Origin of the sequence: Streptomyces flavidovirens DSM 40150, assembly GCF_000429085.1 — a bacterium.
GTDB lineage: Bacteria > Actinomycetota > Actinomycetes > Streptomycetales > Streptomycetaceae > Streptomyces > Streptomyces flavidovirens.
The window spans coordinates 142,838-169,811 of the sequence record NZ_AUBE01000013.1 but is presented as its reverse complement, the minus strand read 5'-3'; the positions used below and the strand labels follow the sequence as shown (position 1 = coordinate 169,811).

Below are 26,974 nucleotides of genomic sequence, written 5' to 3'. Positions count from 1 at the left end.
GGGCCTCCTGGAATGATCGGGTCGATGCTCTGTGCACTGAGTCATTGACGCCAGCCACACTCAATGGAAGTGTACGGCCTCGACGAGATTTTAGTCAGTACACTGAGCAACTCGCGGAGTGACGATGGCCGACATACGCAGCCTGCACGACGCCGTGGCGGACCTCGTCCACGACGGGGACACCCTCGCCATGGAGGGCTTCACCCACCTGATCCCCTACGCCGCGGCGCACGAGATCATCCGCCAGGGCATCACCGACCTGACCCTCGCCAGGATGACCCCGGACGTCATCTACGACCAGCTCATCGGCACCGGTCTGGTCAAGAAGCTGATCTTCTCCTGGGGCGGCAACCCGGGCGTCGGCTCCCTCCACCGCTTCCGCGACGCCGTCGAGAACGGCTGGCCGCGCCCCCTGGAGCTCGACGAGCACAGCCACGCCGGCATGGCCAACCGTTACGTCGCGGGTGCGTCGCGCCTGCCGTTCGCCGTACTGCGCGGCTACCGCGGTTCCGACCTCGCGACCCGTACGGACACGGTCTCCTCCGTCACCTGCCCGTTCACCGGTGAGGAGCTGGCCGCCGTCGCCGCGCTCAACCCGGACGTCACCGTCATCCACGCCCAGCAGGCCGACCGGGACGGCAACGTCCAGCTGTGGGGCCTGACCGGCGTCCAGAAGGAGGCCGCGCTCGCCGCCGGCCGGGTGCTGGTGACCGTCGAGGAGGTCGTCGACGAACTGACGCCCCGGCCCGGCGGCGTGGTCCTGCCGACCTGGGTCATCGACGCGGTCGCCGTGGTGCCGGGTGGCGCGCATCCGTCGTACGCCACCGGCTACACGGTGCGCGACAACGCCTTCTACCAGGCCTGGGACCCGATCGCCCGGAACCGCGACACCTTCACCCGCTGGATCAACGAGAACGTACGCACCGAAGGGCCTGCCGTCCGATGACGACCACCGAGGACTTCACCCGCGACGAGCTGATGGAGGTGAACGCGGCCCGCGCGCTGGCCGGGGCGCGCACCTGCTTCGTCGGCATCGGCCTGCCGTCCACCGCCGCCAACCTCGCCCGCAACACCGTCAATCCTGAGCTCGTACTCATCTACGAGTCCGGCACGATCGGCTCCAAGCCGACCCGCCTCCCGCTGTCCATCGGTGACGGCGAGCTGGCCGAGACCGCCGACGCGGTGGTGCCCGTACCGGAGATGTTCAACTACTGGCTCCAGGGCGGCCGGATCGACGTCGGGTTCCTCGGCGCCGCCCAGGTCGACCGTTTCGCCAACATCAACACGACGGTCGTCGACCGGGGCCCCGACAAGCCGGAGGGCCGCCTTCCCGGCGCGGGCGGCGCACCCGAGATCGCGTCGAACTGCGGCAAGGTGCTCATGGTGCTGCGCCACTCCACCCGCAACTTCGTGCGGAAGCTGGACTTCGTCACGACGCTCGGCCACGGCTCGGGCCCCGGCGACCGCAAGGAGCTGGGCATGCCCGGCGCGGGCCCGGTCGCCGTCATCACCGACCTCGGCATCCTGCGCCCCGACCCGGCCACCGCGGAGCTGGTTCTCACCGAACTCCACCCCGGCGTCACCGTCGAGCAAGTACGGGCCGCCACCGGCTGGGAGCTGAAGAGCGCGGACACGGTCGGGGTCACCGAGCCCCCGACGCCCGCCGAACTGGCCGCGCTGCGCGCCCTGAAGTCGGCAGGAAGGGACAAGGCCTGATGACGCTCACCCAGTCCGACATCGACGGCGAACTCGCCGAGATCCGCGCCGGTTACGCGAAGGCCCGTGCGGCAGGCGCCCCGGCCGCACACCATCCGCCGCGCGACTTCCCGCCGTACCGCAGCAGCCTCCTGCGCCACCCCAAGCAGCCCCTGGTGGCCGTCGACGCGGACCCCGAGACCGTCGAGCTGTCCGGCCCCGTCTTCGGCCACACCGACGTCACCGAGCTCGACCACGACCTGACCCGGCAGCACGCGGGCGAGCCGCTCGGCGAGCGCATCACCGTCTCCGGGCGGCTGCTCGACAGCGCGGGCCGGCCGGTGCGCGGCCAGCTCGTCGAGCTGTGGCAGGCCAACGCCTCCGGCCGGTACGCCCACCAGCGCGACCAGCACCCGGCCCCCCTGGACCCCAACTTCACGGGCGTGGGGCGGGTCCTGACCGGTGACGACGGCTCGTACAGCTTCACCACCATCAAGCCGGGCGCCTACCCGTGGCGCAACCACGAGAACGCGTGGCGCCCCGCCCACATCCACTTCTCGCTCTTCGGCTCGGCTTTCACGCAGCGCCTGGTCACGCAGATGTACTTCCCCGGTGACCCGCTCTTCGCGTACGACCCGATCCTCCAGTCGGTGACGGACGACGCGGCGCGCGCCCGGCTCGTCGCCGCGTACGACCACTCCCTCTCCCGCCCCGAATGGTCGCTGGGCTACCGCTGGGACATCGTCCTGGACGGCCCGTCCGCCACCTGGATCGAGGAAGGCCGCTGATGACGTATCTGCCGCCCACCCCTTCGCACACGGTCGGCCCCTTCTACGGGTACGCCCTGCCGTTCCCGGGCGGCGGCGACATCGCCCCCGTGGAGCATCCCGGCACGGTCACGCTGCACGGGTACGTGTACGACGGCGCCGGGGAACCGGTCCCGGACGCGATCGTCGAGTTCTGGCAGGCGGGACCGGACGGTTCACTGGCGGGCGCGCCGGGGTCGATGCGCCGCGATCCCGTGACCGGCGGGTTCCTCGGCCGCGACGGCGTCCGCTTCACGGGCTTCGGCCGGGTGCCGACGGACGCGGACGGCCACTACACGGTCCGTACGCTGCCGCCGGGTGCCCCTTTGGTCCCGTACATCAGCGTGTGCGTGTTCGCGCGCGGCCTGACGCACCACCTCTTCACGCGCGCGTACCTCGCGGAGGGCCCGGACGCGCTGCTCGCCTCGCTGACTCCCGAGCGCCGCGCGACACTGATCGCCCGGCCCGAACCGAACCGCGACCGCACCCACCGCTTCGACATCCGCCTCCAGGGCGAGGAAGAGACGGTCTTCCTTGACTTCGGCTGACCACGGACTGCTCACTCCCGTACACGCCGGAACCGCGGCGGAAGCGGCGACCGGCGATGTGGCCCTCCTCCAGGCGATGCTGGACGCGGAGGCGGCCCTGACCCGGGCGCAGGGGCCCGCCTGGGCGGGCGAGGTGGTCACGGCGGCGGCGAAGGCCGACCGCTTCGACGTACGCGACCTGGCCCTGCGCGCGAGGTCCGGCGGCAACCCGGTGATCCCGCTGGTGGCCGGCCTCACGGCGGCGGTGGGCCCGGAAGCGGCGCCGTACGTGCACCGGGGAGCCACCAGCCAGGACATCGTCGACACGGCGATGATGCTGGTGGCCACCCGCACGCTCCCCCTGATCACAGCGGACCTGATCCGTACGGCGGCGGCTCTCGCCACCCTGGCGGCGGAACACCGGGGCACCCCCATGCCGGGCCGCACCCTGACCCAGCACGCGGTCCCCACGACGTTCGGCCTGAAGGCAGCGGGCTGGCGAAGCCTCGCCCTCGACGCCCACGCCCGCCTGCGGGCCCTCTCCCTGCCCGCACAGCTCGGCGGAGCGGCGGGCACGCTGGCCGCCTTCGGCCGGACGGCCCCCGATGACGCCTTCACGGTGCCGGGAGGGGACGTGCCGGGGCGCTCCCCGCAGGGCGTCGAACGCAACCACCCCGAAGCTCACGCCGTACCCGAACGTTCGGCGCCCGAGGAGACGCCACGGCGCGGCACCGACCCCGACGCCCCCGCACCCGCCAGCCCCGCCCGTATCCCCGACCCCGGTATCGCACTCCTGGAGGCCTACGCCGCCGAGCTCAACCTCGCGGCGCCCAGCCTCCCCTGGCACACCCTCCGCACCCCCACCGCCGACCTGGCCGCCGCGCTCGCCTTCACCTGCGCCGCCCTCGGCAAACTGGCAACGGACGTCCTGACGCTCTCCCGCACCGAGATCGCCGAGCTCTCCGAAGGCACCGGCGGCAGTTCCTCCGCCATGCCCCACAAGGCGAACCCCGTCCACGCCACCCTGATCACCTCCGCCGCCCACCAGGCCCCCGCCCTGGCGTCCGTACTCGTCGCCTCGCTCGCCTCCGCCGGGGACGAACGCCCCGCAGGTGCCTGGCACGCCGAATGGCAGCCCCTGCGTGAGCTGCTGCGGCTGGCCGGCGGCGCGGCGGCCCACGCGGCCGAGCTGGTCCACAGCCTCCGCGTCCACCCCGAGCGCATGCGCGAGAACCTCGGCCTCACCCGCGGTCTGATCGTCAGCGAACGCCTCGCCGCGGCCCTGTCCCCCGCCCTGGGCCGGGCTCGTGCCAAGGAACTCCTCACCGCCGCCTCCCGGCGCACCGCCACCGAAGGCATCCCCCTGGCCGAGGCACTCGCGGACGCGCTCCCCCCGGACCAGCTCGCCGAACTCACCGAACTCACCGAACTCACCGACGCCACGCGCTACACCGGTTCCGCAGCGGCTCTCGTAGACCGCGCCCTGGACCGAAAGCCGGAGTACCCCCATGCCTGACGCCGACCACCTCCCCCACCTCCCCCACCTCCGCCTCGACGGCCCCGAATCCGGCACTCCGCTGATCCTCGGCCCCTCCGTAGGCACCTCCCTCACCGTCTGGGAGCCCCAGCTCGCCGCCCTCGCCCGCGTCCACCGCGTCCTGCGCTGGGACCTTCCCGGCCACGGCGGCACCCCCGCCGCACTGATGCCGCTGGACGGCACCGCGACCGTCGCCGACCTGGCGGCGCTCGTACTGCGGGCCGCCGACGCGCAGGGCTGGGAGCGCTTCTCGTACGCCGGTATCTCGATCGGCGGCGCCGTAGGACTCCACCTGGCGACGCACTTCCCCGAACGCGTCACCGCCCTCGCCGTGATCTGCTCGTCGGCCCGCTTCGGGGACCCGGCCACCTGGCGCGAGCGCGCCGCTCTCGTACGGGCGCAGGGCACCGAGGCGATGGTGTCGAGCCGGCCGGGCACCTGGTTCGCGCCCGCGTTCGCCTCGACGCCCCTCGGCCACGCGCTCATCGAAGACCTGCGCGCCACCGACCCGGCCGGCTACGCCGCCTGCTGCGACGCCCTCGCGGCGTACGACCTGCGCGGCGCGCTCCCCTCCGTGGCCGCACCGACCCTCGTCGTCGCCGGCCGCGACGACCCGGCGACGCCGCCCGCGCACGCCCGCGAGATCGCCGACGCGATTCCGGGTTCGAGCCTGCTGGAGATCGCGGGCGCGGCGCACCTCGCGGGGGTGGAGAAGCCCGAGACGGTGACCGCCGCGCTGCTCGCCCACTTCGCCCCGCCGCCCGCCCACACCGACGCGTCCCGCCACGCGGCAGGCATGCGCGTGCGCAGGGCGGTCCTCGGCCCGGCCCACGTGGACCGCGCGATCGGCCGTACGACGCCGTTCACGGCCCGCTTCCAGGACTTCATCACGCGGTACGCCTGGGGTGAGATCTGGACCGACGAGACCCTGGACCGGCGCATCCGCAGCGCCGTCACCCTCACCGCGCTCGTCGCCCACGGCCACGAGGCGGAGCTCGCGCTGCATGTGCGGGCGGCGCTGACCAACGGCCTGAGCAGGCAGGAGATCGGCGCGGTCCTGCTCCAGACGGCGGTGTACTGCGGAGTCCCGGCGGCGAACTCGGCGTTCACCGTGGCGCAGGACGTCTTCGACGACCTGGACCGCGTCGACTATCAGGAAGACCCCGACGCCCAGCGATACGACTGATCACCTTCCGCTCACCGGTTGTTGATGCACTGTCAATTCGAGACTCTTAGGTTGCGAGGTCACAGTCCCCCACCCTGGAGTGACACATGGAACGTCGTAGCTTCCTGCGCGGCGCTGTCATCGGCACCTCCGTCACCGTCTTCGGCGGCACCCTCTGGCGCGGCGCGGCCCACGCCGGCCCCGCACAGCCCGGCGCCGGCCCCTACGGGGCCCTGCGCACCGCCGACGCCAACGGCATACGCCTGCCGTCCGGCTTCAGCAGCCGCGTCATAGCCCGCACGGGCCAGAAGGTCGGCTCCACCGCGTACACCTGGCACAAGGCGCCGGACGGCGGCGCCTGTTACGCGGACGGCACCGGCTGGATCTACGTCTCGAACTCGGAGATCAACCCCTCCGGCGGCGCGGGCGCGGTCCGCTTCTCCTCGACGGGCGCGATCACCGGCGCGTACCGCATCCTGTCCTCCACCCGCCAGAACTGCGCGGGCGGCAAGACTCCGTGGAACACCTGGCTGTCCTGTGAGGAGGTCGACCGCGGCTACGTCTACGAGACCGACCCGTGGGGCGTGAAGGCCGCCGTACGGCGCGACGCGATGGGCCGCTTCAAGCACGAGGCCGCCGCCGCGGACCCGGTGCGCAGGACGATCTACCTCACCGAGGACGTCACCGACGGCTGCTTCTACCGCTTCACGCCCACCACCTGGGGCGATCTGTCGGCGGGCAGGCTGGAGGTGCTGAAGATGGGTTCGGGTACGTCGGGACCTGTCACCTGGGCCACCGTCCCGGACCCGAGCGGTGCCTCGACCGCCACCCGCAACCAGGTCTCGGGCGCCAAGCGCTTCACGGGCGGCGAAGGCTGCTACTACGCCGACGACACGTGCTGGTTCACCACCAAGGGCGACAACCGCGTCTGGCAGTACAACGCGGCCGCGCAGACCATCGAGCTCGCCTACGACGACTCACTGGTGAGCGGCACCGCCCCGCTGACCGGCGTGGACAACGTCACGGGCACGTCGTCCGGTGACCTCTTCGTCGCCGAGGACGGCGGCAACATGGAGATCTGCGTGATCACGCCGGACGACGTGGTGGCTCCCTTCCTGCGGATCGACGGTCAGTCGGGCTCGGAGATCACCGGCCCGGCGTTCTCACCGGACGGCAGGCGCCTGTACTTCTCCAGCCAGCGCGGTACGAGCGGCAGCTCGTCCGGCGGCATCACCTACGAGGTGACGGGCCCCTTCCGGAGCTGACGGCCCGCCGCCCCCGTCTCTTCCGGCGACGGTACGAGGGCTTCCGCTGTGGCGCCGCCCCGCAGGAGGGCGGCGCCCAGTGGCGTCAGGGTGTGGAGCACCGCGTTGCCGTGCCGCAGGGTGACGACCAGGCCGGCCTCGCGCAGTACGCACGCGTGCTGGCTCGCCGACGCGAGCGACACCCCTGCCCTGCGGGCGAGTTCGCTCGTCGTACAGCCGCTGCCGATCGCCCCGAGGACCGTGGAGCGGGTCTGGCCGACCAGGCGGCCCAGGGGTGGTCCGGGGTCGTCGGCGGGGGCCGGGGCGGCGTCGGCGTGGGTCACGGGGTAGACCAGGACGGGCGGCAGTTGCGGGTCGCGGTAGACGACCGGCGTGCCGCGGCAGAAGAACGACGGCTGGAGCAGCAGGCCCCGGCCGCGCAGGTACAGATCCCGGTCGACCGGGTAGTCGGCCTCCAGGACCGGCGGGCGCCAGCGCAGCATCGGCGGGAGCGAGGCGAGGAGTTCGTCCGCGCCGCCGTCCAGCAGGGCGCGGCCCCTGGCCGCCCTGTCGGCTTCGATACGGGCCTGGATGTGCGGCCAGTACGGCTCGACGGCGGCCCGGTGGTAGCCGCGCAGGGCGCCGGTGAGGCGGGCCAGGGGCTCGCCCCGGCCGGCCAGTGGAGCGAGGCGCTGCTGCGTCGATGCCGCGTGGTTCTGCGGAGCCGTCATACGGTCCGGCCGGTGCGAGGCGACGAGCAGCGCCAGCTCGGCGCGCAGCCGCTCGGGTGCGGTCGCCCGTACCGCTTCGAGTGCCGTGTCCATGCCGCGCGTCCCCTCACGGGGTGTCAGGAAATCGGGAAAATAGCCCCTCGTCGGTATCACGGACGACAGCAGTCGTGTTTCACCATTCAACCGAGCACGGGATTCCCGGCGCCATTCTCCGAACACCTTGGCGCCGCGCCGGTCTCGCAATCTGTGAAAGCTGAGCACCGTTTCCCACAACGCGTCCGGCCGGTCGGAGAGCCGAATCCGCGACAGGTCAACACCGGAGAAATGAACACGTAGCACCGAAGCCCCATCTGTTGCATCCGCAATCGTCCCCGCAGCCGAGTATGCACGCAATCACACGCCGTCACCACGGCCTTTCAGCCACAGTTGAAACGCATCGCGCGTCCCCTGTGCCGAACGAAATGCTGTTCCACGTCGGGCACGACACCGGAGTCACCGGAAAGACGCAGCGAAGGCCGTGGGGGGCTTTGCTGGGTCTGGCGGCGGTCGGCGAAGGTAGCGGCTCAGTGTCCGTCGAGGTATCAGGATGCGGTCGTCGGGTGGGGATCCGGCGACCGCATCCTGCCGCCGCTTTCAGGGGAAAATGGCGTAATTGAACTGCTGTTGCTTTCTGTTGTTTCCTGAACTTCTCCGCGCTCCTAATCACGGCACAACGAAGCGGCGGCGCCTGCGAGAGGCGCCGCCGCTTCCTATGCGGCCGGTCTAGCGCGAGTCGCTTCCCGCGGACTGCGCCGCCGCGCGGCCCGCCTCCAGGCGCGCCACCGGGATCCGGAACGGCGAGCAGGACACGTAGTCCAGCCCCACCTCGTGGAAGAAGTGCACCGACTCCGGGTCACCGCCGTGCTCGCCGCAGACGCCGAGCTTCAGGTCGGGGCGCGTGGCGCGTCCCGCCTCGACGGCCGAGCGGACGAGCGAGCCGACGCCGTCCCGGTCGATCGTCTCGAACGGGGAGACCCCGAAGATGCCCTTCTCCAGGTACGCCGTGAAGAAGCTCGCCTCGACGTCGTCGCGGGAGAAGCCCCACACGGTCTGGGTGAGGTCGTTCGTACCGAAGGAGAAGAACTGCGCGGCCTCGGCGATCTGACCGGCGGTCAGAGCGGCACGCGGCAGCTCGATCATCGTGCCGATGGTCAGCTTCAGGTTCGTGCCGGTGGCGGCCTGGACCTCGGCGATGACCTGGTCGGCCTCCTCGCGGACGATCTCCAGCTCCTGGACGGTGCCGACGAGCGGAATCATGATCTCCGCACGCGGGTCGCCCTTGGCGTTCTTGCGGTGGGCGGCCGCCTCGGCGATGGCGCGGACCTGCATCGCGAAGAGACCCGGAATGACGAGGCCCAGACGTACACCGCGCAGACCCAGCATCGGGTTCTGCTCGTGCAGCTTGTGCACGGCCTGGAGCAGGCGCAGGTCGTTCTCGTTCGCGTCCTTGCGGGCCTCGGCGAGCGCGACGCGCACCGACAGCTCGGTGATGTCGGGGAGGAACTCGTGCAGCGGCGGGTCGAGCAGCCGCACCGTCACCGGCAGCCCGTCCATCGACTCGAAGAGCTCGATGAAGTCGGCCTTCTGGAGCGGCAGCAGCGCGCCCAGCGCCTGCTCGCGCTCGTCGTCCGTGTCGGCCAGGATCAGCCGCTCGACGAGCTCGCGGCGCTCACCCAGGAACATGTGCTCGGTGCGGCACAGGCCGATGCCCTGGGCGCCGAAGCGGCGGGCCCGCAGGGCGTCCTCGGCGTTGTCCGCGTTGGCGCGTACACGAAGACGACGTACCCGGTCGGCGTACGCCATGATCCGGTGCACGGCGGCGACCAGCTCGTCGGCGTCGTCGGCGCCGGCGTGCATGCGGCCCTCGAAGTACTCGACGACCGGGGACGGTACGACGGGCACCTCACCGAGGTACACCTTGCCGGTGGAGCCGTCGATGGAGACGACGTCACCCTCCTCGACGACGATCCCGCCGGGCGCGGTCATGCGGCGGCGCTTGGTGTCGACCTCGATCTCCTCGGCGCCGCAGACACAGGTCTTGCCCATGCCGCGCGCCACGACGGCGGCGTGCGAGGTCTTGCCGCCGCGCGAGGTCAGGATGCCCTCGGCGGCGATCATGCCGTCGAGGTCGTCCGGGTTCGTCTCACGGCGGATGAGGATGACCTTCTCGCCGGAGCGCGACCACTTGACGGCCGTGTACGAGTCGAAGACGGCCTTGCCGACCGCCGCACCTGGCGAGGCGGCGATGCCGCGGCCGAGCTTCTCGGTCTTCGCCTCCTCGTCGAAGCGCGGGAACATCAGCTGCGCGAGCTGCGCGCCGTTCACGCGCTGGAGCGCCTCGGCCTCGTCGATGAGGCCCTGGTCGACGAGCTGCGTGGCGATGCGGAAGGCGGCGCCGGCGGTGCGCTTGCCGACGCGGGTCTGGAGCATCCACAACTGGCCGCGCTCGATGGTGAACTCGATGTCGCAGAGATCCTTGTAGTGGGTCTCCAGCGTCTCCATGATCTGCATGAGCTGGTCGTACGACGCCTTGTCGATCTGCTCCAGATCGGCGAGCGGCACGGTGTTGCGGATACCGGCGACGACGTCCTCGCCCTGCGCGTTCTGCAGGTAGTCGCCGTACACGCCCTGGTGGCCGCTGGCGGGGTCGCGGGTGAAGGCGACACCGGTGCCGGAGTCGGGGCCGAGGTTGCCGAAGACCATGGAGCACACGTTGACGGCCGTGCCGAGGTCGCCGGGGATGCGCTCCTGGCGGCGGTACAGCTTGGCGCGGTCGGTGTTCCACGAGTCGAAGACCGCGTTTATGGCGAGGTCCATCTGCTCGCGCGGGTCCTGCGGGAAGTCGCGTCCGGCCTGGTCGGACACGATCTTCTTGAACTTGCGGACCAGCTTCTTGAGGTCGGCCGCCTCCAGGTCGGTGTCGACCGTGACCTTCTTGGCGTGCTTGGCCTGCTCCAGCGCCTCCTCGAAGAGTTCGCCGTCGACGCCGAGGACGGTCTTGCCGAACATCTGGATGAGACGGCGGTACGAGTCCCACGCGAAGCGCTCGTCGCCACCGGCCTGCTTGGCGAGGCCGGTGACCGACTTGTCGGAGAGCCCGATGTTCAGGACGGTGTCCATCATGCCGGGCATGGAGAACTTGGCGCCCGAGCGGACGGAGACGAGCAGCGGGTTGTCGGCCTGGCCGAGCTTCTTGCCCATCTTCTGCTCAAGGGCGTCGAGGTGCGCGCTGACCTCGGCGCGCAGCGCCTCCGGCGCCTCGCCGCTGTCGAGGTAGACCTTGCACGCCTCGGTGGTGATGGTGAAGCCCGGAGGGACGGGCAGCCCGAGGTTGGTCATCTCGGCGAGGTTGGCACCCTTGCCGCCCAGCAGGTCCTTGAGGTTCCTGTTGCCTTCGGTGAAGTCATAAACGAACTTCTGACCCTGGGGCTCGGTGGCTACCTGGGGTTCTTTGTTTTCCGACACGGGTCTCGACTCCTCGAGGACGCGGTGGCTGCCCTGACGGCCAGGAACATACCCAGATCGAAGGTGTCTGGGTACGTCCACCTGACTGTCATGCGGCCTTAACCACTCGTCCGCCAGCAGATCGAAAGTGATCAACTGCGGGGGACCGATGGGCGGTTTCGTTCAAGTGTTTAACGCATAACTACACAACGCAGCGATCTTTCGTCTAACGGCAAACGGAGAGTGACAGTTGATTTGATCGATCAAAACAAAAGGAGGTGGCACCCAGTGCCACCTTTTGAGAGGTGCAGCCCCGCCTGATGTGCTCATCTGAGCAATGACCACATCAGGCGTGGCGAGGATCACGTCACAGATGAGACCCTTCCGAGACCCGAATCTCAGCCTCCGGACGTGTCCAGCTCCGCCTCCGTACTCACGGCGGAGCAGTCATACGGGTCCTTCAACCAGCCATCCGGCAGGACAACTCGCCCATTGCCGGACGAACGACCCCGCGGCCCGTCCGCCCCCACGGGCCACTCCTGGTCCAGATTGAGCTCGCTCAAGTGAGCGTCCATTTCATCCAGAGATGAGGAGATTGCGAGCTTCTTTCGCATCTCCGAGCCGACCGAGAACCCCTTCAAGTACCAGGCGACGTGCTTACGGAAGTCAATGACCCCGCGTGCCTCGTCCCCGATCCACTCCCCGAGCAGTTCCGCGTGCCTGCGCATCACCGCGGCGACTTCGCGCAGCGTCGGTGCGGCGTACGCGTCCGTCCCCTCGAAGCCCGCCACGAGGTCACCGAACAGCCACGGCCGCCCCAGGCACCCGCGCCCCACGACCACACCGTCACAGCCGGTCTCGCGCATCATCCGCAGCGCGTCGTCGGCGGACCAGATGTCGCCGTTGCCGAGGACCGGGATCTCCGGCACGTGCTCCTTGAGGCGCGCGATGGCGTCCCAGTCGGCCGTACCGCCGTAGTGCTGCGCCGCGGTCCTCCCGTGCAGGGCGATCGCCGTGACGCCCTCCTCGACCGCTATCCGCCCGGCGTCGAGGTAGGTGAGGTGGTCGTCGTTGATGCCCTTGCGCATCTTCATCGTCACCGGCAGCTCGCCCGCGTTGGAGACGGCCTCGTTGAGGATGGCCCGCAGCAGCGGCCGCTTGTACGGAAGCGCCGAGCCGCCGCCCTTGCGCGTCACCTTCGGCACCGGGCAGCCGAAGTTCAGGTCGATGTGATCGGCCAGGTCCTCGTCCACGATCATGCGGACCGCCTTGCCGACGGTGACCGGGTCCACTCCGTACAGCTGGATGGAGCGAGGCGTCTCGGCCTCGTCGAAGTGGACCAGCTGCATGGTCTTCTCATTGCGCTCGACCAGCGCCCTCGTGGTGATCATCTCGCTCACGAACAGCCCTTTGCCGCCCGAAAACTCGCGGCACAGGGTGCGGAACGGGGCGTTGGTGATGCCGGCCATGGGCGCGAGCACCACCGGGGGCTGCACGGAGTGCGGGCCGATGGAGAGCATGGGGAGCGCGGTGGTCATGGCCCCATTGTCCCGTACGGCGAGAGTCGTTAGTAAGCCGTACTATCCGCGTATGCCCGAGCTCGGTCACCGGCGGCGGTTGCTGGTGCTGGCGATCTGCTGCATGAGCCTGCTGATCGTGAGCCTCGACAACACCGTCCTCAACGTCGCTCTCCCCTCCATGCGCGAGGAGCTCGGCGCGACGGTAGCCGGGATGCAGTGGACGATCGACGCGTACACGCTGGTCCTCGCCTCGCTGCTGATGCTCGCGGGGTCCACCGCCGACCGGATCGGGCGGCGCAGGGTCTTCAAGGCCGGGCTCGTGCTCTTCACCCTCGGCTCGCTGCTGTGCTCCCTCGCGCCGAACCTCGAATCGCTCGTCGCCTTCCGCATGGTCCAGGCCGTCGGCGGCTCGATGCTCAACCCCGTCGCGATGTCGATCATCACCAACACCTTCACCGAGCCGCGCGACCGTGCCCGCGCGATCGGGGTGTGGGGCGGTGTGGTCGGGATCTCCATGGCCGCGGGCCCCCTGATCGGCGGGCTGCTGGTGGACTCGGTGAGCTGGCGGGCGATCTTCTGGGTCAATCTGCCGGTCGGACTCGCCGCACTGCTGCTGACCATCCGGTACGTACCCGAGTCGCGCGCCCCCAAGGCGCGCCGCCCGGACCCCGTCGGCCAGCTCCTGGTCATCGCACTGCTCGGATCGCTCACGTACGCGATCATCGAGGCCCCCGTCGCGGGCTGGACGTCGGCGCCGATTCTGCTGTTCGCGGGAACGGCCGCGACGGCGCTCGTGGGCCTTGTCCTGTACGAGCGGAGGCGGACGGAGCCACTGATCGATCCCCGGTTCTTCCGCAGCGCGCCGTTCAGCGGGGCGACGGTCATCGCGGTGTGCGCGTTCGCGGCGCTCGGCGGCTTCCTCTTCGTGAACACCCTGTACCTCCAGGACGTACGCGGTTTCTCAGCCCTGCACGCCGGGCTCTACATGCTGCCCATGGCAGGGCTGACGCTGGTCTGCGCACCGCTCTCCGGTCGTCTGGTCGGCAGCCGGGGACCACGGCTCCCGCTGCTCGTGGCCGGTGTCACGATGACGGCGAGCGGGGTGCTGTTCGCGGCGTTCGAGGCGGAGACATCCACGCCCATGCTGTTCACCGGGTACGTACTGTTCGGCCTCGGCTTCGGCGTGGTGAACGCACCGATCACCAACACCGCCGTGTCCGGCATGCCGCGCGCCCAGGCGGGCGTCGCCGCCGCGATCGCCTCGACCAGCAGGCAGGTCGGCCAGACGCTGGGCGTCGCCGTCATCGGCGCGGTCCTGGCCGCCGGGGTGCACGGCCGGCCGTACGACGCCACCTTCGTCGCGGCGAGCAGGCCGGCCTGGTGGATCATCGCCGGCTGCGGACTGTGCGTACTGCTGGTGGGAGCGCTGACCAGCGGCCCCCGGGCCCAGAGGTCGGCCGCCCGGACGGCCGCCCGGCTTGAGGAGTCCGCGCCCGGCCGGGCTTCGACGGGCGCGGTGCGCTGAGGCCGGACCGCTGAGGCCGGACAAAGGCGCGGGCCCGGACCGCTGTGTGCGGTCCGGGCCCACTGCTGTACTGCCCGTACGTCAGCTCTGGGCGTCCGGGGCGTCCTGACCGCCGTCGGCGGCCGCCTCGCCGCCCTCTGCACCGGCGGCGCGCTCACGCATCTTGCGCAGCAGCTCCTCCTTGTGGTCGGACGCCAGCTTGCGGTCGGCGTTGCGCGTGGGACCGTTGTCCGCGAGTTCGGCGCGGGACATCCTCTTGCGCTGCCCGCCTACGCCGAGAAGGTTGTTGCGGCTCTTTGCCACGGGGTTCTCCCGAAGTGATGAGAAGTGATCTGCGGATTCGTCTGGTGGGGGGCGGACAGGGGATCCGCCGCGCGCTCACTCGTAGATCTGGAAGAACATGCATGCGACATTACCGGGCCGTGGGGCCGCCGGGCACCAGATTTTTTGCCGGACGGCCCGTCGGCTCAGGTCCGGGAGCCCGCCGGGTCCACCGTCGCCTGGTGAGCCTCGGCAAGATGCTCCTGGGCCTTGAGCCAGGGCAGGAACTGCACCCCCTTGCGCCAGCCGCACGTACCGCAGTGCAACGCGCGCTGTATGCCGGTCCGTTGGACCCGCACCACGTGCTCGCGGCCGTGCTGATCCCATCTGCGGACCTTGCTGCCGGTCGTCGACGGCATCACGCCTCCTTGAGGTGGTGAGTCGGGCCCCGTGTGAGTCGGGCCCAGTGTGCCCGAAGGCCCCGGCTCCGCTGGGCGGAACCGGGGCCTTCGGGACGTACGAGCAGGTCAGCAGCCGATGAGGCGGCCGCCCAGGTACGACTGGATCTGGTCCAGCGAGACGCGCTCCTGCTTCATGGTGTCGCGCTCGCGCACCGTCACCGCGTTGTCGTCGAGGGTGTCGAAGTCGACGGTCACGCAGAACGGCGTACCGATCTCGTCCTGACGGCGGTAGCGGCGGCCGATGGCGCCCGCGTCGTCGAACTCGATGTTCCAGTTCTTGCGCAGGTCGGCCGCCAGGCCCTTGGCCTTCGGCGAAAGCTGCGGGTTGCGGGACAGCGGCAGGACGGCGACCTTGACCGGCGCCAGGCGCGGGTCGAGGCGCATCACGGTGCGCTTCTCCATGACGCCCTTGGCGTTCGGCGCCTCGTCCTCGATGTACGCGTCGAGCATGAAGGCGAGCATGGCGCGGTTCACGCCGGCCGCCGGCTCGATGACGTACGGAGTCCAGCGCTCGCCGGCCTCCTGGTCGAAGAACGACAGGTCCTGGCCGGAAGCCTTGGAGTGGGCCTTGAGGTCGAAGTCGGTGCGGTTGGCCACACCCTCCAGCTCGGAGAACTCGCTGCCGCCGAAGTTGAAGCGGTACTCGATGTCGGCGGTGCGCTTCGAGTAGTGGGAGAGCTTCTCCGCGGGGTGCTCGAACCAGCGCATGTTCTCCTCACGGAGACCAAGCTCGCGGTACCAGCTCCAGCGCTGCTCCATCCAGTATTCCTGCCACTGCTCGTCCTCGCCCGGCTTGACGAAGAACTCCATCTCCATCTGCTCGAACTCGCGCGTGCGGAAGATGAAGTTGCCCGGAGTGATCTCGTTCCGGAAGGACTTGCCCATCTGCGCGATGCCGAACGGCGGCTTCTTGCGCGAAGTCTGCTGCACCTGGGCGAAGTTGGTGAAGATGCCCTGCGCGGTCTCGGGGCGCAGGAAGGCGCGCGAGCCGGTGTCCTGGGTGGGGCCGAGGTGCGTCTCCAGCATGCCGGAGAACTGCTTGGGCTCGGTGAACTGGCCCTTGGTGCCGCAGTTCGGGCAGTTGATGTCGGCAAGACCGTTCTCGGGCGCGCGGCCGTTGTGCTTGGCCTCGTACGCCTCGATCAGGTGATCCGCGCGGTGGCGCTTGTGACAGGCGGTGCACTCGGTGAGCGGGTCGGAGAACGTCGCCACGTGACCGGACGCCTCCCACACCTCGGGAGCCAGGATCACGGACGAGTCGAGACCGACCACGTCCTCGCGCGCGATGACCATGGAGCGCCACCACTGGCGCTTGATGTTCTCCTTGAGCTCGACACCCAGCGGCCCGTAGTCCCAGGCGGCCCGGGAACCGCCGTAGATCTCACTGCACGGGTAGACGAAGCCACGGCGCTTGCTCAGGCTGACGATGGTGTCGATCTTGTCGGCGGCCACGGTGCTCTCTTCATTACGACGACGACGAACGCGAATGATTCAGATTACCGGCGCTCGTAGCTCCACGTCACACCCGTCATTATTGACAATCGTTTCCAATTTTGTTGAAAATGGGTGTCATGAACGTACGACGACGCCTCATACCCACCGCCGCTGCCGCCGGAGCCGTAGCGCTCGGCCTGATGGCCGTCAGTGCCTGCTCTTCCTCCTCCGGCGCCGCCGACAAGAACGGCGAGGGCAAACTCGACGTGGTGGCGTCGTTCTACCCGATGCAGTACCTGGCCGAGGAGATAGGCGGCGAGCACGTCGCCGTATCGACCCTCACCAAGCCCGGCGTGGAGCCGCACGATCTGGAGCTCAGCCCGAAGCAGACCGCCGGGCTCGGCGAAGCGGACTTCATCCTCTACCTCAAGGGCCTCCAGCCCGCCGTCGACGAGGCGGTCGCGCAGTCCGGTGTGAAGAACACCGTCGACGCCGCCGGCCTCACCCACCTCGAAGAACACGGCACCGAGGTCGGCCACGACGAGCACGCGGGCGACAAGCACGCGGACGAGCACGCCGAAGAAGAAGGCCACGACCACGCCGAAGCCGCCGGCGACCCCCACATCTGGCTCGACCCCGTGAAGTACTCCGAGGTCGCCAAGGGCGTCGGCAAGGCCCTGGAGAAGGCCGACCCCGACAACGCCGCGGCGTACAAGAAGAACACCGACGTCCTGGCCACCAAGCTCGACGGCCTGCACACGAAGTTCGAGAAGGGTCTGAAGAACACCGACACCCGGACGTTCATCACCACCCACGCCGCCTTCGGCTACCTCGCCGAGCGCTACGACCTCAAGCAGGAGGGCATCAGCGGCCTCGACCCCGACTCCGAGCCCAGCCTCTCCCGCATGAAGGACCTCCAGAAGATCGCCAAGGACGACAAGGTCACCACGGTCTTCTTCGAGACGCTCGTCAGCGACAAGACCGCCAGGACCCTCGCGGGCGACACCGGCCTCAAGACCGATGTCCTGGACCCGCTGGAGGGAATCACGGACAAGTCGAAGGGCGATAACTACATCGAGGTCATGGAGTCCAACCTCGCCGCGCTGGAGAAGGCCCTCGGCGCCAAGTGAACCTGATCACCCCGGCACCATCGGAGGCGCGAGCCATGAAGCCAGAGCCAGAGCAGCCCGTCATATCCCTGCGCGGTGCCACGGCCACGCTCGGCTCGCGCCCCGTACTGCGCGGCATCGACCTCACCGTGCACCACGGTGAGGTCGTTTCGCTGCTCGGCGCCAACGGTTCCGGAAAGTCGACGGCCGTACGTTCCGTGATCGGCCAGGTGCCGCTCACCGGCGGCTCCGTCGACCTGTTCGGTACGCCGCTGCGCCGCTTCCGCGACTGGTCGCGCGTCGGGTACGTACCGCAGCGCACCACGGCCGCGAGCGGCGTTCCCGCGACCGTGTACGAGGTCGTCTCCTCCGGCCGCCTCTCCCGTACGAAGCTCCGCTGGCCCTCGAAGGCCGACCGCGCCGCCGTGCACCGCGCCATAGAGCTCGTCGGGCTCGCGGACCGCACCAAGGACTCCGTGAACGCCCTCTCCGGCGGCCAGCACCAGCGCGTCCTCATAGCGCGCGCGCTCGCCTCCGAGCCCGAGCTGCTGATCATGGACGAGCCGATGGCGGGTGTGGACCTGACCAGCCAGGAGATCCTCGCCTCGACGCTGCGCGAGCAGGTCGTGGCCGGTACGACCGTGCTCCTCGTACTCCACGAACTCGGCGCCCTGGAACCCCTGATCGACCGCGCGGTCGTCCTGCGCGACGGCTGCGTCACCCACGACGGGCCGCCCCCGGAGTCGCTGGGCCAGCACGCGCTGCCCGGCCACGACCACGTACACCCGCACTCGGATTCCGAGCCCGTCCGGACGGGACTGCTGACCTGATCATGGAAATCCTCGAAACAGCCTTCATGCAGCGGGCCTTGCTCGCCGCCGTCCTCGTCGGCATCACCGCCCCCGCCGTCGGCATCTACCTCGTACAGCGCCGCCAGGCCCTGATGGGCGACGGCATCGGCCATGTCGCGATGACCGGAGTCGGCCTCGGCTTCCTTCTCAGCGCCAATCCGGTGTGGATGGCCGCCCTCGTCTCGATCGTCGGCGCCGTCGCGATGGAACTGATCCGCTGGTACGGGCGCATGCGCGGCGACATGGCGCTGGCGATGCTCTTCTACGGCGGCATGGCGGGCGGCGTCATGCTGATGCACCTCTCGCCGAACGGCTCCAACTCCAACCTCACCTCGTACCTCTTCGGCTCGCTCGCGACCGTCTCGGACGAGGACGTCACCGCGATCTGCCTGCTCGCCGGCTTTGTGATGCTCGTCACCATCGGTCTGCGACGTCATCTCTTCGCGGTCAGCCAGGACGAGGAGTTCGCCCGCGTGACCGGGTTGCCGGTGCGCGCCCTGAACCTGCTGATCGCCGTCACCGCGGCCGTCACGGTCACCGTGGCGATGCGCGTCGTCGGACTGCTGCTGGTCAGCGCGCTGATGGTGGTGCCAGTGGCGGCGGCGCAGCAGATCACCCGGTCGTTCAAGGTCACGTTCACAGTGGCCGTGATCATCGGCACGGCGGTGACGCTGGCGGGCACGGTGACCTCGTACGAGTACGAAGTGCCGCCGGGCGCGACGATCGTGCTGCTGGCCATCGCTGTCTTCTTCGTACTGACCGCGCTGGCCACACCGCTCGCCAGGCGCCGGGCACGGGCGCTGAGGGACGCGGAGGCCGGGTCGGGGCCGGGATGTAGCGTGGAGGCGGGCGGACTGCCGCAGGGCACCAGCTCCGCCAACGGCGCCAAGGTCTGACCGGCACTCGGCGGCGACCTGGCAGAATGGCCCGACATACGTACGGGCGACCAGAGGAGGCACCTGTGACGACTGCGGGAACCCCATCCCCGGTGCGTGGCCGGTCCACCCGGCAGCGGGCCGCCGTCGCGGCGGCGCTCGACGAGGTGGACGAGTTCCGCAGCGCGCAGGAGCTTCACGACATGCTCAAGCACCGGGGCGACTCGGTCGGGCTGACGACGGTCTACCGCACCTTGCAGTCCCTCGCCGACGCCGGCGAGGTCGACGTACTGCGCACCAGCGAGGGCGAGGCGGTGTACCGGCGCTGCTCCAGCGGCGAGCACCACCACCACCTGGTGTGCCGGGTCTGCGGCAAGGCCGTCGAGGTCGAGGGCCCCGCGGTGGAGAAGTGGGCCGAGGCCATCGCGGCCCAGCACGGCTACGTCAACGTGGCCCACACCGTGGAGATCTTCGGCACGTGCGTGGAGTGCGCGGCAAGCGTCTGAGGCGGTACGAGAGCGGGCCCGCACCGGTTTTTGAACCGGTGCGGGCCCGCTGTCGTACGCCGGGCGATGCCGCCGGGATCGCCTGAGCGCCCCGCTACATGCTGCCCGCGGCGAGCTGCTCCTCGTTCGGGACGGCGCCGCCGAAGCGGCGGTCGCGGGAGGCGTACTCGACGCAGGCGCGCCACAGGTCGCGGCGGTCGAAGTCGGGCCACAGGACGTCCTGGAAGACCATCTCGGCGTACGCGCTCTGCCAGATCAGGTAGTTGGAGGTGCGCTGCTCGCCACTGGGGCGTACGAAGAGGTCCACATCCGGCATGTCCGGGTAGTACATGTACTTCGCGAAGGTCTTCTCGTTGACCTTCGACGGGTCGAGCTTGCCCGCCGCGACATCGCGCGCGATGGCCTGCGCCGCGTCGGCGATCTCCGCGCGCCCGCCGTAGTTGACGCAGAAGTACAGCGTCATCGCGTCGTTGTCCTTGGTCTGCTCCTGGGCGACCTGGAGCTCCTGGACAACGGACTTCCACATCTTCGGCATCCGCCCGGTCCAGCGGATACGGATGCCCAGCTCGTCCATCTCGTCGCGGCGGCGGCGGATGACGTCCCGGTTGAAGTTCATCAGGAAGCGCACCTCCTCGGGGGAGCGCTTCCAGTTCTCGGTGGAGAAGGCGTACAGGGAGAGGTTCTTGACGCCCATCTCGAGGCAGCCCTTGAGTACGTCAAGGACGACGCCCTCGCCGACCTTGTGGCCCTCGGTGCGCGGCAGCCCGCGCTCCTTCGCCCAGCGGCCGTTGCCGTCCATGACGACCGCCACATGCTCCGGGACCAGCTCGCCGGGGATCTTCGGCGGCCGCGCGCCGGACGGGTGCGGTTCCGGCGTCTTGTACTCGCGCCGGTTACGGCCCAGAATCCCGCGTCGTGCCATGAGCTTCTCTCTCCCTCAATTCACTTTTCCACATACCGCAGCGAGCGTAGTCCGCGCTCCAAGTGCCAGTGCAGATACGCCGACACCAGTCCGCTGCCCTCCCGGACGTGCCGTGGCTCGCAGCTGTCCGCCGTCTCCCAGTCCCCCGTCAGCAGCGCGCTGAGCAGTCCGACGGCCTCCGCCGAGGGTACGACGCTTCCGGGCACCCGGCAGTCGCCGCATATGACGCCGCCCGCGGCGACCGAGAAGAACCGGTTCGGCCCGTGCAGTCCGCATCTCGCGCAGTCGTTGAAGCTGGGCGCGTAGCCGTTGACGGCCAGGGAGCGCAGCAGGAAGGCGTCGAGGATGAGGTTCGGCGCGTGCTCGCCGCGGGCGAGGGTGCGCAGGCCGCCGACGAGGAGCAGGTACTGCTGTACGGCGGGCTCGCCCTCGTGGTCGGTGAACCGCTCGGCGGTCTCCAGCATCGCCGTACCGGCGGTGTAGCGGCCGTAGTCCGTGACGATTCCGCCGCCGTACGGAGCGATCGTCTCGCTCTGGGTGCACAGCGGCAGGCCGCGCCCGACGAGCTCGCTGCCGCGTGAGAAGAACTGCACGTCGACGTGCGAGAAGGGTTCCAGCCGGGCCCCGAACTTCGACTTGGTGCGCCGCACTCCGCGCGCGACGGCACGTACGCGGCCGTGACCGCGCGTGAGCAACGTGATGATGCGGTCCGCCTCACCCAGTTTCTGGGTGCGCAGCACGATGCCGTCGTCGCGGAACAGGGTCATGCGCCCATTCTCGCCCAGGCTCGGTCATCAAGGCGGCCTTTGGGTACTCATAAGAGCTGCTTATGGGGTCATAGGGAGGGGTCAAGTACCTGACCCGGCATTTCGTTGCCTAGGGTGACGCACGAGACAGTTGTCGCCACCCGAAGGGAAACCCCCCAATGCCCCGCCCCCTGAGGGTCGCGATCGTCGGCGCCGGTCCCGCCGGCATTTACGCCGCAGACGCCCTGCTGAAGTCCGACGCCGCCGCCGACCCCGGCGTGTCCATCGACCTCTTCGAGCGGATGCCGGCGCCCTTCGGGCTGATCCGTTATGGCGTCGCCCCGGACCACCCCCGGATCAAGGGCATCATCACCGCCCTGCACCAGGTCCTGGACAAGCCGCAGATCCGGCTCTTCGGCAACGTCGACTACCCGTCCGACATCGGTCTGGACGACCTGCGCGCGTTCTACGACGCGGTGATCTTCTCCACCGGCGCGAGCGCCGACCGGGCGATGGACATACCCGGCATCGAGCTCGACGGCTCCTACGGCGCCGCGGACTTCGTGTCCTGGTACGACGGCCACCCGGACGTGCCGCGCACCTGGCCGCTCGACGCGGAGAAGGTCGCCGTCCTCGGGGTCGGCAATGTCGCCCTGGACGTGGCCCGCATCCTCGCGAAGACCGCCGGCGAACTGCTGCCGACCGAGATCCCGCCGAACGTCTTCGACGGTCTCGCGGCCAACAAGGCCCGCGAGATCCACGTCTTCGGACGGCGCGGACCGGCCCAGGCGAAGTTCAGCCCGATGGAGCTGCGCGAGCTCGACCACTCCCCCACCATCGAAGTCATCGTCAACCCCGAGGACATCGATTACGACGACGGCAGCATCGCCACCCGCCGCGCCAACAAGCAGGCGGACATGGTCGCCAAGACGCTGGAGAACTGGGCGATCCGGGACATCGGCGACCGCCCCCACAAGCTCTTCCTGCACTTCTTCGAGTCGCCCACCGAGGTCGTCGGCGAGGACGGCAGGGTCGTCGGCCTGCGCACCGAGCGGACCCGGCTCGACGGTACGGGCAACGTCACCGGCACGGGCGAGACGCAGATCTGGGACGTGCAGTCCGTCTACCGGGCGGTCGGCTACCTCTCCGACGAACTCCCCAAGCTGCCCTTCGACTTCACCACCGGTACGGTCCCGCACGAGGGCGGCCGCGTCATCGAGGCGGGCGAGCACCTTCAGTCGACGTACGTCACCGGGTGGATCAAGCGCGGTCCCGTCGGCCTCATCGGCCACACCAAGGGCGACGCCAACGAGACGGTGGCGAACCTCCTGGAGGACCACCGCGCCGGCCGTCTGTCCGCTCCCGCCGCGCCCGGCGAGGACGCCGTGGTGGACTTCCTCGCGGGCAAGGACGTCCCGTACACGACCTGGGAGGGCTGGCACCGCCTCGACAGCGCGGAGCGCGCGCTGGGCGCCGCCGAGGGCCGCGAGCGCGTGAAGATCGTCGAGCGTGAGGCGATGCTGCGGGCGAGCGCGGCGCCTCAGGACTGAGCCGGGCGGACGTTCAGGACGGCGTACGGGCCGCCGCCAGCAGCCGGGCCGTGTCGTCCGGGCAGATCAGCAGCGCCCCGCCGACGATCGTCAGCACCTCGCGCTCGGCGGGGCTGTACGGGCCGTCGGCGAGGGCGATCCGGGCGCCCTGGAGCAGGATCGATTCGCGGCCGGCGGGGGCGAGGTGCGGGGCCAGCGGTTCGAGTGCCTCGTGCAGTTCGATGGCGAGCGCGGCGCCGCAGGGCTCGGGGGTCCCCTCGTACGCTCCGGGAAGGCGTCCGGTGTCGGCGGCGAGGGCGTCGATGAGGGTGGTGAGCTGGTCCTCGGTGCAGTCGTCGAACCCGGCGGCACGGACGGCCGCGACGGCGGTGACTCTGACCGTACGGGAGGACGTGCCGCCCGCGGCGAGGACGGCGAGGGCGACGGTGTGGACGGCGTCGCGCAGCATCGCGGAGAAGCGGACGGTGGTGGGGTGGTCGAGTGCCTCGGTGCCGAAGTGGGTCTGGCAGGCGGCGCATTCGATGACCGGGCCGACGTAACCGCGCGGCAGCAGCGGAATGCCGAGAACGGTGAAGCGCCTGCGGCCCGTACGGCGCCGGTAGTTGCGGTCGCCGCCGCAGTCCGGGCAGAAGAAGTCACCGTCGCCGACGGTGTTCCACGCGGTGCGAATGCCCCATACGCATTGTTTCCGCCCTCGAACCAGCAGCACGTCGCACCTCCGAAACGCTCCGGCAACTCTGCCGCGTTGCCGTGATGTTAGCCACATCCGTGATGTCCCGTCAGCACCCTGTCGGCGCGAGAGGCAGGCAGAAACGCCGGGCGTGGCCGAAAAACAGCCCGCCCGGCGTTCGGGAACCTCCCGGAACCGGAGAACCGAGTGCTAGCGCGTGGCCCTGTTCACGGCCGAAACGACTGCCTTCAGCGACGCGCGCGTGGTGTTGGCGTCGATGCCGATGCCCCACAGCACCTTGCCGTCGATGGCGCACTCGATGTACGACGCGGCCTGGGCGCTCGCGCCCTCGCTCATCGTGTGCTCCTGGTAGTCCAGCAGCCTGGCGTCCACGCCGATCGCGCCCAGCGCCTCGAAGAAGGCCGAGATCGGGCCGTTGCCGGTGCCGGTCAGCACCGTGTCGACGCCGTCCACGACCGCCTCGACGGTCAGCGTGTCCTGGCCGTCCGTGTCGGTCGTCGTCTGGCCGGAACGCAGCTGGATGCGCCCCCACGCGTTCTCGGAGTTCGGCAGGTACTCGTCCTGGAAGACCGACCAGATCGCCTTCGGCGTGACCTCGCCGCCCTCGGCGTCCGTCTTGGCCTGGATGATCCGCGAGAACTCGATCTGCATGCGGCGCGGCAGGTCCAGCTTGTGGTCGTTCTTCAGGACGTACGCGATACCGCCCTTGCCGGACTGCGAGTTGACCCGGATGACCGCCTCGTACGAACGGCCCACGTCCTTCGGGTCGATCGGCAGGTACGGCACGGCCCACTCGATGTCGTCGACCGTCTTGCCGGCGGCGGCCGCCTCGGCCTCCATCGCGTCGAAGCCCTTCTTGATGGCGTCCTGGTGGGAGCCGGAGAAGGCGGTGTAGACCAGGTCGCCCGCGTAGGGGTGGCGCGGGTGGACCTCCATCTGGTTGCAGTACTCGCTGGTGCGGCGGATGTCGTCGATCTGCGAGAAGTCGATCTGCGGGTCGACGCCCTGGGAGAACAGGTTCATGCCCAGGGTGACCAGGTCGACGTTGCCGGTGCGCTCGCCCTGCCCGAACAGGCAGCCCTCGATACGGTCGGCGCCCGCCATGATCGCCAGCTCGGCGGCGGCGACGGCGGTGCCCCGGTCGTTGTGCGGGTGCACGGACAGGCAGACGTACTCGCGCCGGGTCAGGTTCCGCGACATCCATTCGAAGCGGTCCGCGTGCGTGGACGGCGTGGAGCGCTCCACGGTGGCGGGCAGGTTGAGGATGATCTCCCGGCCCTCCTCCGGCTGCCACACGTCACACACCGCCTCGCAGACCTCCAGGGCGAAGTCCAGCTCGGTGTCGGTGAAGATCTCCGGGCTGTACTGGTACCCAAAGATCGTCTCCGGGCCCAGCAGCTTGTCGGCGTACTCCATGACCAGCCGCGTGCCGTCCACGGCGATCTGCTTGACCTGCTCCTTGGAGCCGCGGAAGACGACGCGCCGGAACGTCGGCGCGGTGGCGTTGTACAGGTGCACGGTGGCGCGCCGGGCGCCGACCAGCGACTCGACGGTCCGCTCGATCAGCTCTTCGCGCGCCTGGGTCAGGACGGAGATCGTCACGTCCTCGGGGATCGCGCCCTCTTCGATGATGGAGCGTACGAAGGCGAAGTCGGTCTCGCCGGACGACGGGAAGCCGACCTCGATCTCCTTGTAGCCCATGCGTACGAGCAGGTCGAACATCTCGCGCTTGCGGGCGGGGGACATGGGGTCGATCAGGGCCTGGTTGCCGTCGCGCAGGTCGGTGGACAGCCAGCGGGGCGCCTTGGTGATCCGGTGGTCGGGCCAGGTGCGGTCGGGGATGTCGACGGCCTCGTACTGGCCGTACTTGTGGATCGGCATCCCGGACGGCTTCTGCAGCTGCGTCGCGTTGGTGATCGGCGTGGGGCGGCCAACAGGGGCGTTCATCGCGTAGGGCTCCTCGGTGTCCTGCAAAGGGGACGGCCGACGGTGTCGCTGCAGCACCAGACTCCGCGGGGAGGGGGTCGGCCTATAACTACAGACCCTCGCCGCGGCAGCTAAGGAGGAGCAGCCCGTAACGCATGATGTGCCGCAGCCTAGCCGAGGGGAGCCGGTTTCGCCGGTCCCGTATCAGTATGCGGGACCACCCCATCAGTAACGGGCGGGTAACGGGCGAAAGTGATCCATCACTCGATTTCGTCAATCATGGTCGCAAGTAGTGACAGCGCGATGACGCAGTGCGACATTGCGGCCATGAAGGCCACCCATCCCGTGTTCTGCACCATCGTGCCGCCCCACGTCCTCGACAAGCTGGCCCAGGCCGACGACCCGGCGCTCGCGGGCCCCGCCCGCCGGACCCTCGAAGCGGATGCCGCCCAGCGCACCCACCGCCGGCTGACCACGGTCCTCGGCGCCCCGCCGGCCGCCCCGCCGGCGGACGCGGCCGGCGACAAACCGCACCGCACCCTCTACGACGCGCAGCACCGCCAGGAACTGCCGGGCGTCAAAGTGCGCGGCGAGGGCGACGAACCCGGCCAGGACGCGACCGTGAACCGGGCGTACGCGGGCCTCGGCGCGACCTTCGATCTCCTCCTCAAGGCCTTCGGGCGCAGGTCCGTCGACGGCAACGGTCTGCCGCTCGTCGCGAGCGTGCACTACGGCGAGAACTACGGGAACGCCTTCTGGGACGGCCGGCAGATGGTCTTCGGCGACGGCGACGAGATCTTCCGCGACTTCACGCTGCCGGTGGACGTCATCGCCCACGAGCTGGCCCACGGCCTGACGCAGTACACGGCGAACTTCACGTACTTCGGCCAGCCCGGCGCGCTCAACGAGTCCGTGTCCGACGTCTTCGGCTCCCTGGTCAAGCAGTACGTCAACGACCAGACCGCCGAGCAGGCCGACTGGCTGATCGGCGCGGGCCTGCTGGCCGAGCGCGTCACCGGGGTGGCCCTGCGCTCCATGAAGGCGCCCGGTACGGCGTACGACGACGACGTACTCGGCAAGGACCCGCAGCCGGCGACGATGGCCGACTACGTCCGTACCGGCAGGGACAACGGCGGTGTCCACATCAACTCCGGCATCCCCAACCGTGCCTTCTACCTGCTCGCCACCGCCCTCGGCGGCAAGGCGTGGGAAGGGGCGGGACAGATCTGGTACGACACCCTGACCGGCGGGGGTCTCCAGGTCGACGCGAGCTTCACAGACTTCGCGCGGGCCACCGTGGCGGCCGCGCACGCCCGTTTCGGTGACGGCGAGGAGCAGGAGGCTCTGCTGAAAGCGTGGTCCCAGGTCGGGGTGCCTACCGGCTGAGCCGTATCCGTACTAGAACGGGA

Annotated in this window: 24 protein-coding genes; 14 read left to right on the top strand and 10 right to left on the bottom strand. The window is 69.8% G+C overall.

Annotated features, from left to right (window positions below):
* Positions 1 to 124: 124 nt before the first annotated feature.
* From G412_RS0119480 to G412_RS0119450, 7 genes are all read left to right on the top strand, one after another.
* Positions 125 to 946, top strand: a complete 822-nt coding sequence (locus G412_RS0119480; protein WP_028813541.1) for a CoA transferase subunit A — start codon at positions 125 to 127, stop codon at positions 944 to 946.
* Positions 943 to 1,716: a CoA-transferase subunit beta gene (locus G412_RS0119475; RefSeq protein WP_028813540.1), complete on the top strand. Its 774-nt coding sequence runs from the start codon at positions 943 to 945 to the stop codon at positions 1,714 to 1,716. Before G412_RS0119480 ends, G412_RS0119475 begins: the two co-directional genes overlap by 4 nt.
* Positions 1,716 to 2,483, top strand: coding sequence for a protocatechuate 3,4-dioxygenase subunit beta (pcaH, locus tag G412_RS0119470; protein WP_028813539.1), 768 nt, complete (start codon positions 1,716 to 1,718; stop codon positions 2,481 to 2,483). The genes G412_RS0119475 and pcaH overlap by 1 nt, the downstream gene beginning before the upstream one ends.
* Positions 2,483 to 3,049, top strand: a complete 567-nt coding sequence (gene pcaG, locus G412_RS0119465; RefSeq protein WP_028813538.1) for a protocatechuate 3,4-dioxygenase subunit alpha — start codon at positions 2,483 to 2,485, stop codon at positions 3,047 to 3,049. The genes pcaH and pcaG overlap by 1 nt, the downstream gene beginning before the upstream one ends.
* A complete protein-coding gene (locus G412_RS0119460) occupies positions 3,036 to 4,544 on the top strand; it encodes a lyase family protein (RefSeq protein ID WP_028813537.1) in 1,509 nt (502 codons plus the stop codon). Before pcaG ends, G412_RS0119460 begins: the two co-directional genes overlap by 14 nt.
* Complete coding sequence (pcaDC, locus tag G412_RS0119455; RefSeq protein WP_028813536.1) at positions 4,537 to 5,751, top strand: bifunctional 3-oxoadipate enol-lactonase/4-carboxymuconolactone decarboxylase PcaDC; 1,215 nt, start codon at positions 4,537 to 4,539, stop codon at positions 5,749 to 5,751. The genes G412_RS0119460 and pcaDC overlap by 8 nt, the downstream gene beginning before the upstream one ends.
* A gap of 86 nt (positions 5,752 to 5,837) precedes the next feature.
* Complete coding sequence (locus G412_RS0119450; protein ID WP_028813535.1) at positions 5,838 to 6,995, top strand: alkaline phosphatase PhoX; 1,158 nt, start codon at positions 5,838 to 5,840, stop codon at positions 6,993 to 6,995.
* On the opposite strand, the gene G412_RS35205 is transcribed toward G412_RS0119450, so the two are convergent.
* The 3 genes from G412_RS35205 to dusB form a co-directional block, all read right to left on the bottom strand.
* Positions 6,965 to 8,044 (bottom strand): ArsR/SmtB family transcription factor, encoded by a 1,080-nt coding sequence (locus G412_RS35205; RefSeq protein WP_078607156.1) that lies wholly within the window; start codon positions 8,042 to 8,044, stop codon positions 6,965 to 6,967. The genes G412_RS0119450 and G412_RS35205 overlap by 31 nt on opposite strands.
* A 423-nt stretch (positions 8,045 to 8,467) precedes the next feature.
* A complete protein-coding gene (ppdK, locus tag G412_RS0119440) occupies positions 8,468 to 11,209 on the bottom strand; it encodes a pyruvate, phosphate dikinase (RefSeq protein ID WP_028813534.1) in 2,742 nt (913 codons plus the stop codon).
* Positions 11,210 to 11,586: 377 nt separating this feature from the next.
* On the bottom strand, positions 11,587 to 12,726 hold the full coding sequence (gene dusB, locus G412_RS0119435; RefSeq protein WP_028813533.1) for a tRNA dihydrouridine synthase DusB: 1,140 nt from the start codon (positions 12,724 to 12,726) through the stop codon (positions 11,587 to 11,589).
* Positions 12,727 to 12,778: 52 nt separating this feature from the next.
* Here dusB and G412_RS0119430 point away from each other — a divergent pair, with 52 nt between their 5' ends.
* The gene (locus G412_RS0119430) at positions 12,779 to 14,233 is read left to right on the top strand and encodes an MFS transporter (RefSeq protein WP_028813532.1); all 1,455 of its coding nucleotides are present in this window, start codon (positions 12,779 to 12,781) and stop codon (positions 14,231 to 14,233) included.
* Positions 14,234 to 14,314: 81 nt separating this feature from the next.
* Here G412_RS0119430 and G412_RS0119425 read toward each other — a convergent pair whose 3' ends face one another.
* The 3 genes from G412_RS0119425 to G412_RS0119415 form a co-directional block, all read right to left on the bottom strand.
* Positions 14,315 to 14,536 (bottom strand): DUF6243 family protein, encoded by a 222-nt coding sequence (locus tag G412_RS0119425; RefSeq protein ID WP_028813531.1) that lies wholly within the window; start codon positions 14,534 to 14,536, stop codon positions 14,315 to 14,317.
* A gap of 164 nt (positions 14,537 to 14,700) precedes the next feature.
* Positions 14,701 to 14,913: a hypothetical protein gene (locus G412_RS0119420; protein ID WP_028813530.1), complete on the bottom strand. Its 213-nt coding sequence runs from the start codon at positions 14,911 to 14,913 to the stop codon at positions 14,701 to 14,703.
* Positions 14,914 to 15,021: 108 nt separating this feature from the next.
* Positions 15,022 to 16,407 carry a glycine--tRNA ligase gene (locus G412_RS0119415; protein ID WP_028813529.1) on the bottom strand — a complete coding sequence of 462 codons (1,386 nt, stop codon included), beginning with the start codon at positions 16,405 to 16,407 and terminating at the stop codon, positions 15,022 to 15,024.
* A 119-nt stretch (positions 16,408 to 16,526) separates the two neighbouring features.
* On the opposite strand from G412_RS0119415, the gene G412_RS0119410 reads away from it, so the two are divergent.
* The 4 genes from G412_RS0119410 to G412_RS0119395 all read left to right on the top strand — a co-directional run bounded on the left by G412_RS0119410 (position 16,527) and on the right by G412_RS0119395 (position 19,730).
* A complete protein-coding gene (locus G412_RS0119410; RefSeq protein ID WP_028813528.1) occupies positions 16,527 to 17,519 on the top strand; it encodes a metal ABC transporter substrate-binding protein in 993 nt (330 codons plus the stop codon).
* A gap of 35 nt (positions 17,520 to 17,554) precedes the next feature.
* Positions 17,555 to 18,328: a metal ABC transporter ATP-binding protein gene (locus G412_RS0119405; protein ID WP_028813527.1), complete on the top strand. Its 774-nt coding sequence runs from the start codon at positions 17,555 to 17,557 to the stop codon at positions 18,326 to 18,328.
* 2 nt (positions 18,329 to 18,330) lie between these two features.
* Positions 18,331 to 19,245 (top strand): metal ABC transporter permease, encoded by a 915-nt coding sequence (locus tag G412_RS0119400; protein WP_028813526.1) that lies wholly within the window; start codon positions 18,331 to 18,333, stop codon positions 19,243 to 19,245.
* A 65-nt stretch (positions 19,246 to 19,310) separates the two neighbouring features.
* Positions 19,311 to 19,730, top strand: a complete 420-nt coding sequence (locus tag G412_RS0119395; RefSeq protein ID WP_028813525.1) for a Fur family transcriptional regulator — start codon at positions 19,311 to 19,313, stop codon at positions 19,728 to 19,730.
* 94 nt (positions 19,731 to 19,824) lie between these two features.
* On the opposite strand, the gene G412_RS0119390 is transcribed toward G412_RS0119395, so the two are convergent.
* Positions 19,825 to 20,652 carry an isoprenyl transferase gene (locus tag G412_RS0119390; protein ID WP_028813524.1) on the bottom strand — a complete coding sequence of 276 codons (828 nt, stop codon included), beginning with the start codon at positions 20,650 to 20,652 and terminating at the stop codon, positions 19,825 to 19,827.
* Between the two features lie 20 nt (positions 20,653 to 20,672).
* Positions 20,673 to 21,419: a DNA repair protein RecO gene (gene recO / locus G412_RS0119385; RefSeq protein WP_028813523.1), complete on the bottom strand. Its 747-nt coding sequence runs from the start codon at positions 21,417 to 21,419 to the stop codon at positions 20,673 to 20,675.
* Positions 21,420 to 21,577: 158 nt separating this feature from the next.
* On the opposite strand from recO, the gene G412_RS0119380 reads away from it, so the two are divergent.
* On the top strand, positions 21,578 to 22,948 hold the full coding sequence (locus G412_RS0119380; RefSeq protein WP_028813522.1) for an FAD-dependent oxidoreductase: 1,371 nt from the start codon (positions 21,578 to 21,580) through the stop codon (positions 22,946 to 22,948).
* A gap of 13 nt (positions 22,949 to 22,961) precedes the next feature.
* Here G412_RS0119380 and G412_RS0119375 read toward each other — a convergent pair whose 3' ends face one another.
* Both G412_RS0119375 and leuA read right to left on the bottom strand, forming a co-directional pair.
* Positions 22,962 to 23,657 carry a TerB family tellurite resistance protein gene (locus G412_RS0119375; protein ID WP_028813521.1) on the bottom strand — a complete coding sequence of 232 codons (696 nt, stop codon included), beginning with the start codon at positions 23,655 to 23,657 and terminating at the stop codon, positions 22,962 to 22,964.
* A 171-nt stretch (positions 23,658 to 23,828) separates the two neighbouring features.
* On the bottom strand, positions 23,829 to 25,586 hold the full coding sequence (gene leuA / locus G412_RS0119370) for a 2-isopropylmalate synthase (protein WP_037649287.1): 1,758 nt from the start codon (positions 25,584 to 25,586) through the stop codon (positions 23,829 to 23,831).
* 306 nt (positions 25,587 to 25,892) lie between these two features.
* Between leuA and G412_RS0119365 the strand changes: the two genes are divergently transcribed.
* Positions 25,893 to 26,951, top strand: a complete 1,059-nt coding sequence (locus tag G412_RS0119365; protein ID WP_037649285.1) for a M4 family metallopeptidase — start codon at positions 25,893 to 25,895, stop codon at positions 26,949 to 26,951.
* Positions 26,952 to 26,974 lie beyond the last annotated feature (23 nt).

Coding starts and splice junctions, on each gene's coding strand:
- G412_RS0119380 (WP_028813522.1), top strand. CDS start 21,578: ATGCCCCGCCCCCTGAGGGTCGCGATCGTCGGCGCCGGTCCCGCCGGC.
- G412_RS0119400 (WP_028813526.1), top strand. CDS start 18,331: ATGGAAATCCTCGAAACAGCCTTCATGCAGCGGGCCTTGCTCGCCGCC.
- leuA (WP_037649287.1), bottom strand. CDS start 25,586: ATGAACGCCCCTGTTGGCCGCCCCACGCCGATCACCAACGCGACGCAG.
- G412_RS0119410 (WP_028813528.1), top strand. CDS start 16,527: ATGAACGTACGACGACGCCTCATACCCACCGCCGCTGCCGCCGGAGCC.
- dusB (WP_028813533.1), bottom strand. CDS start 12,726: ATGACCACCGCGCTCCCCATGCTCTCCATCGGCCCGCACTCCGTGCAG.
- recO (WP_028813523.1), bottom strand. CDS start 21,419: ATGACCCTGTTCCGCGACGACGGCATCGTGCTGCGCACCCAGAAACTG.
- G412_RS0119390 (WP_028813524.1), bottom strand. CDS start 20,652: ATGGCACGACGCGGGATTCTGGGCCGTAACCGGCGCGAGTACAAGACG.
- G412_RS0119480 (WP_028813541.1), top strand. CDS start 125: ATGGCCGACATACGCAGCCTGCACGACGCCGTGGCGGACCTCGTCCAC.
- pcaH (WP_028813539.1), top strand. CDS start 1,716: ATGACGCTCACCCAGTCCGACATCGACGGCGAACTCGCCGAGATCCGC.
- G412_RS0119430 (WP_028813532.1), top strand. CDS start 12,779: ATGCCCGAGCTCGGTCACCGGCGGCGGTTGCTGGTGCTGGCGATCTGC.
- G412_RS0119365 (WP_037649285.1), top strand. CDS start 25,893: ATGAAGGCCACCCATCCCGTGTTCTGCACCATCGTGCCGCCCCACGTC.
- G412_RS0119405 (WP_028813527.1), top strand. CDS start 17,555: ATGAAGCCAGAGCCAGAGCAGCCCGTCATATCCCTGCGCGGTGCCACG.
- G412_RS0119475 (WP_028813540.1), top strand. CDS start 943: ATGACGACCACCGAGGACTTCACCCGCGACGAGCTGATGGAGGTGAAC.
- G412_RS0119420 (WP_028813530.1), bottom strand. CDS start 14,913: ATGCCGTCGACGACCGGCAGCAAGGTCCGCAGATGGGATCAGCACGGC.
- G412_RS0119450 (WP_028813535.1), top strand. CDS start 5,838: ATGGAACGTCGTAGCTTCCTGCGCGGCGCTGTCATCGGCACCTCCGTC.
- pcaG (WP_028813538.1), top strand. CDS start 2,483: ATGACGTATCTGCCGCCCACCCCTTCGCACACGGTCGGCCCCTTCTAC.
- pcaDC (WP_028813536.1), top strand. CDS start 4,537: ATGCCTGACGCCGACCACCTCCCCCACCTCCCCCACCTCCGCCTCGAC.